We start from the raw sequence: 4,150 nt of genomic DNA on the forward strand, positions 1-4,150 counted from the left end.
AGGGCATCCGGGGGATAACGATCGAAGAGGGATTGTAATCCGGTGTAGATCTCAAGCAAACGCTCTGCCGGCCGGGTCCCGGCCCGGGTCTCGATACACCCGTAGCAGACCGGCGTTGCGGTGCCCCGGTCGACCCTGATCACCCCGTATCCGAGCCGTGCGAGCCCGGGATCAATCCCTGTTACAATCATGAACTGCACATCACTGACAGTACTTAGTGTTACGACACCAGCCCATAAAATCCTCTGTCCACTTCTCCATTTCGGGATAACGTTTTCCTGCCTCTCCGGAATCCCGGAATGCCGCAGGAGGGATAAATTCTATCTAGAGTGGCGTATAATATGGGGATAAGGTGAAGTATGAAAAATGTTAAACGTCCGACTTACTCGTTCCTCATCCTTGTGATCGGGCTTATTCTCATTAACTCGCTGCTGGCTTGGTTTTCCCTTCTGATCTCCCACATCATCAGTCCCTCTTCCACTCTTCCCGCCGGCGTTGCACTGATCCCTATCGCTGCTGCGTTCATGCTGATCTTTGCTCTATGGTATGGCATGTACGGAGCGATTGCCGCGTATGTCGGCTGTTTCATCGGATCCGGTCTTCTCTCGGGGATGCCGGCAACCGTTGCGATCTACTTCTCGCTCGCGGGTCTCTGGCAGGTTCTTATCCCACTTACGGCATTCCGGATATTTGACGTCAATGTCGGTATGGAATCCAGCCGCGATCTCTTCCACCTTGTTTTGTTCGGGGTGATCCTCAACAACGTCATCGGAGCGGCGTGGGGATCTATTGCGCTCGCGATCGGAGGGGTTATGGGGTGGTCACAGGTCCTGTCCGTATTTACCACATGGCTGATCGGAACTGCAGTTCTAACGATCATTATTGTCCCGCTGGTGCTCCGCCGCTGCACATCCCGTGTCGAGAAATCGAAAGTTTTTGTAAAGAATTACTGGTTTTAACCGGTTTTTCCTTTTTTGTCTCTGTAGATTTTCTCAATGAGAATAAGAGATGTTTTGTTAAGTCTTCGGCAGTTTGTTATGTTTCTTCCGAGGGAAAAAAATTTAGGATTGCCGACAACCTGACAGAACCCGGTTCTGGTTGTTGTTGAAGATTTTTACAGAGCCCAAAATCTGATAACCCCCATGACGCATCGTTGGTTGGAACCTTACCTGTCACCGACGATAAAAACCCCTCAAAACCACCGCATCTCACCTTTCGGATATCCTTGGTTCAAGCATATGGTGCTTATGGATGAGGATCACAGGTCTTTTCTCAAAAAAACCGGGACGATTTTCCCCGGTGAGGAACCCCCTTTATTTTTCGGCCGTAATGCCCCTCCGGACCTGCCCGAAGTCCCGGACAACCTTGCGGATCAGCCGGTTTTTCACGCTCAAAGGAACGCGGCTAAATTGCACGGTTTTTTCCCGATTAAAACGCTCGGTTTCAAAAAATACCAGATTAAAAGGATAATCGTGGAGAGGATTGGCGCCACTTCCACTGGAACTTCCCGGACCCGAATCCGGCCCGACACCTCTTTCGTCGGAGAAACTATTATGGAATACCGTGGGTCCGGCCACACCCCATTTATAAAGGGGAGACCGCCCGAAAAGGGGGCGGTACAATCTGTTTTGGATGAGGATTTCTCCAGAGCACTTTTTTATAACAGGATACAGGAATCCCTTCAGGCGGTTTGTTCCTGTCCTGACCGGAATGGCCGAGAGCGGGGATTAAAAATCCATATGAGGATCCGCATGATAACCGGGACGAACAGGTATGCAAGCATTGAGTACTGGGAAGACATAAGAGAGAGTGTAATCCCGACGCATGCAGCAATAATGATGATGATCCGTTCCAGTGCAAAATCCAGTGCACGACTGGGATGAACCGGCCCGTTCAGGAGGGTTGGGCAGCGGATAATGTACTGCCACTGGATAAAAAAGAGGATCCCGAGGATCAGCATATTGGCATGGAAAACAAGGGTCGCGATCTGGACGTGCGAATAATCCCCGGAAAGATTGGTCGAAAACGGCACCAGCACCACAAAGATCAGGATCAGGATGTTGAGCCACAGAGCGATTTTATTGACCGAATGGAGGAAATGGAACTGCTCGTGATGGACTATCCAGAAACTTGCAAGGATAAAAAACGCGATCAAAAAGCTGAGGAATTGCGGGTACATTGTGGCAAGGTACTTCGGCAGTTCGGTTGCAGCGTCCGCTTTGGGGATGGAAGGGACGGCGAGACCCACGACAAGAAGGGTCATGGCAAACGCAAATACCCCGTCAACAAGTGCCTCGAGCCGGTTCTTCGAGATAAAATTATTTTCAGCAGATTCCTGTGCGTCCATACTCATAGTACTACGTGAAGGGATTGTACGTAAACCTTTTTAATTTCCATTTCGATCCTTATCGCGAGCTCAAACGCAGTCATTCACTAACTGTCGCACATCTTTATGATACCATGGGCATACCACTACTCTGGTGAACACTCACATGAAGATCCTCGGTATCAACGGGAGCCCCCGAAAGGTGAAAAGAGCCAGACGCGCCGGCTGGTTCTTGGCGTGCTCGAAGGGGCACGTGCAACGGGAGCGGATGTGACGTTTGTCGATGTCTGCGCATTAAAGATCAAATACTGCACAGCCTGCACGACCTGCTATGCGAAAGGCGAGTGCATCCATGACGATGATATGCCGGCCCTGTACGAGAAACTGCTCAATTCTGACGGTATCGTGCTTGGCTCACCGGTCTACATCAATTCGGTGACGGCGCAGCTTAAAACCATGCTCGACCGTATGGCCGACGGCGTCCACTGCCTGCATTTTACCGGGAAATACGGCTGTGCGGTTTCCACGGCCGGCGGGGCAATGGCAGAAGAGACTGCCGAGTACATGAACGCCTCGATGCGGATGCTTGGGGCCACCACGGTTGGCACGGTTGGCGTGAACTTCATGGGTAACCCGGATGCGATCCTGCCCGCGGAGAAGAAGGCAAAAGACCTGGGCAGGAAACTGGCAGAGGCCATCCAGACACAGTGGAAGGATCCGGTCCAGCAGGCATATTATGCAGACAGGAAAGCCCACATGAAGCAGCTGGTGCTGGCGAACAAGGATGTGTGGACGCACGAGTTCGATCACTGGAATGCGATGGGCTGGATGTAATTTTTTTATTTCGCTGTGCGTTTGCCGGAACGCCGAAAAAAAAAGATGGATTTTATTGTGGATTTCTTTTCTTGATCATTTCCAGTGCTTCGAATGCTTCGCGCCGTACGGAAACATTCTCATCGGATAAGAGGCCGGTGAGGTGGTCGGCAGCCTTCTGGTCACCGATCTCCCCAAGAAGGAGAGCTGCCCGTTTCCTCACGTCACTCTGGTCGTCTTTTAAGACCATGATGAGCGGCGTTGTCGCCGGCTGGCCGAGCATCCAGAGCGCCTCCATCGCGCCCGTTCTTGTGCGGACATCGCCTTCGCGGAAGACCTGCATGAGCGGAGCAATTGCGGGAACACCGAGCGCTGCAAGCGCTTTGACAACGTCTATCCTGACTGCCCTGTCCGGGTCTGCGAGTGTCTCGATGAGTGAGGGAATTGCCTTTGTGTTCCCGATCTGGCCCAGCACTGCAGCGGCCTCTTTGCGGATACCCGAGTTCTGGTTTGAAAGGGCATCGATGAGCGGTTCGACCGAGGGCTCCCCAATGGTAGCCAGTGCCAGTGCAGCCCTGCGGGAAATATCCTCGTTTTTATCGACAAGGGCCTGGATGAGAGGCGAGATCGATGCCTGTCCCAGTGAGCAGAGTGTCGCCATGGCAGACATCCGCACATGCTCCAGGGGATCGTTAAGACTCTCAATCAATGAGGTTACAGCATGCGGGTCGCCAATCCTGCCCAGCGCCACGGCCGCCTCATGACGGACCCATGGATCTGCATCCCTGAGGGATTCGATAATGTTTGCTACCGCACGGCCTTCGCCCATAACCCCGAGAGCCTGCACTGCCCCGCGGCGGATGAACGGGTGATTGTGCTTGAGCGACTGGATAAGCGGGGTGACCGCCGGCTCACCAATGAGCTGGAGTGCCCGGATCGTTTCCTGTCGGACATCCTCGCCCGGATCGGCGAGAGCCCCGATCAACGGTACGACTGCAGGTGCACCGATCT

5 protein-coding genes are annotated in these 4,150 nt (G+C 53.1%); 2 read left to right on the forward strand and 3 right to left on the reverse strand.

Translation table 11 applies throughout. From position 1 onward, the window contains the following. Positions 1-191 (reverse strand): crossover junction endodeoxyribonuclease RuvC (locus WCE46_RS03055; protein WP_424732234.1); only part of this gene is annotated, 191 nt, incomplete at its 3' end. Positions 192-359: 168 nt separating this feature from the next. On the opposite strand from WCE46_RS03055, the gene WCE46_RS03060 reads away from it, so the two are divergent. Further along, positions 360-959, forward strand: coding sequence for a hypothetical protein (locus tag WCE46_RS03060; RefSeq protein ID WP_424732235.1), 600 nt, complete (start codon positions 360-362; stop codon positions 957-959). A 722-nt stretch (positions 960-1,681) separates the two neighbouring features. Here the strand turns inward: WCE46_RS03060 and WCE46_RS03065 are convergent. Further along, positions 1,682-2,347, reverse strand: coding sequence for a TMEM175 family protein (locus WCE46_RS03065; RefSeq protein WP_424732236.1), 666 nt, complete (start codon positions 2,345-2,347; stop codon positions 1,682-1,684). A gap of 105 nt (positions 2,348-2,452) precedes the next feature. Between WCE46_RS03065 and WCE46_RS03070 the strand changes: the two genes are divergently transcribed. Then, positions 2,453-3,160: a flavodoxin family protein gene (locus tag WCE46_RS03070; RefSeq protein WP_424732237.1), complete on the forward strand. Its 708-nt coding sequence runs from the start codon at positions 2,453-2,455 to the stop codon at positions 3,158-3,160. A 52-nt stretch (positions 3,161-3,212) separates the two neighbouring features. Here the strand turns inward: WCE46_RS03070 and WCE46_RS03075 are convergent. Beyond that, the coding region (locus WCE46_RS03075) for a HEAT repeat domain-containing protein (protein ID WP_424732238.1) at positions 3,213-4,150 on the reverse strand (938 nt) is incomplete at its 5' end.

Source organism: Methanoregula sp. (genome assembly GCF_049690535.1).
Taxonomy (GTDB): domain Archaea; phylum Halobacteriota; class Methanomicrobia; order Methanomicrobiales; family Methanospirillaceae; genus Methanoregula.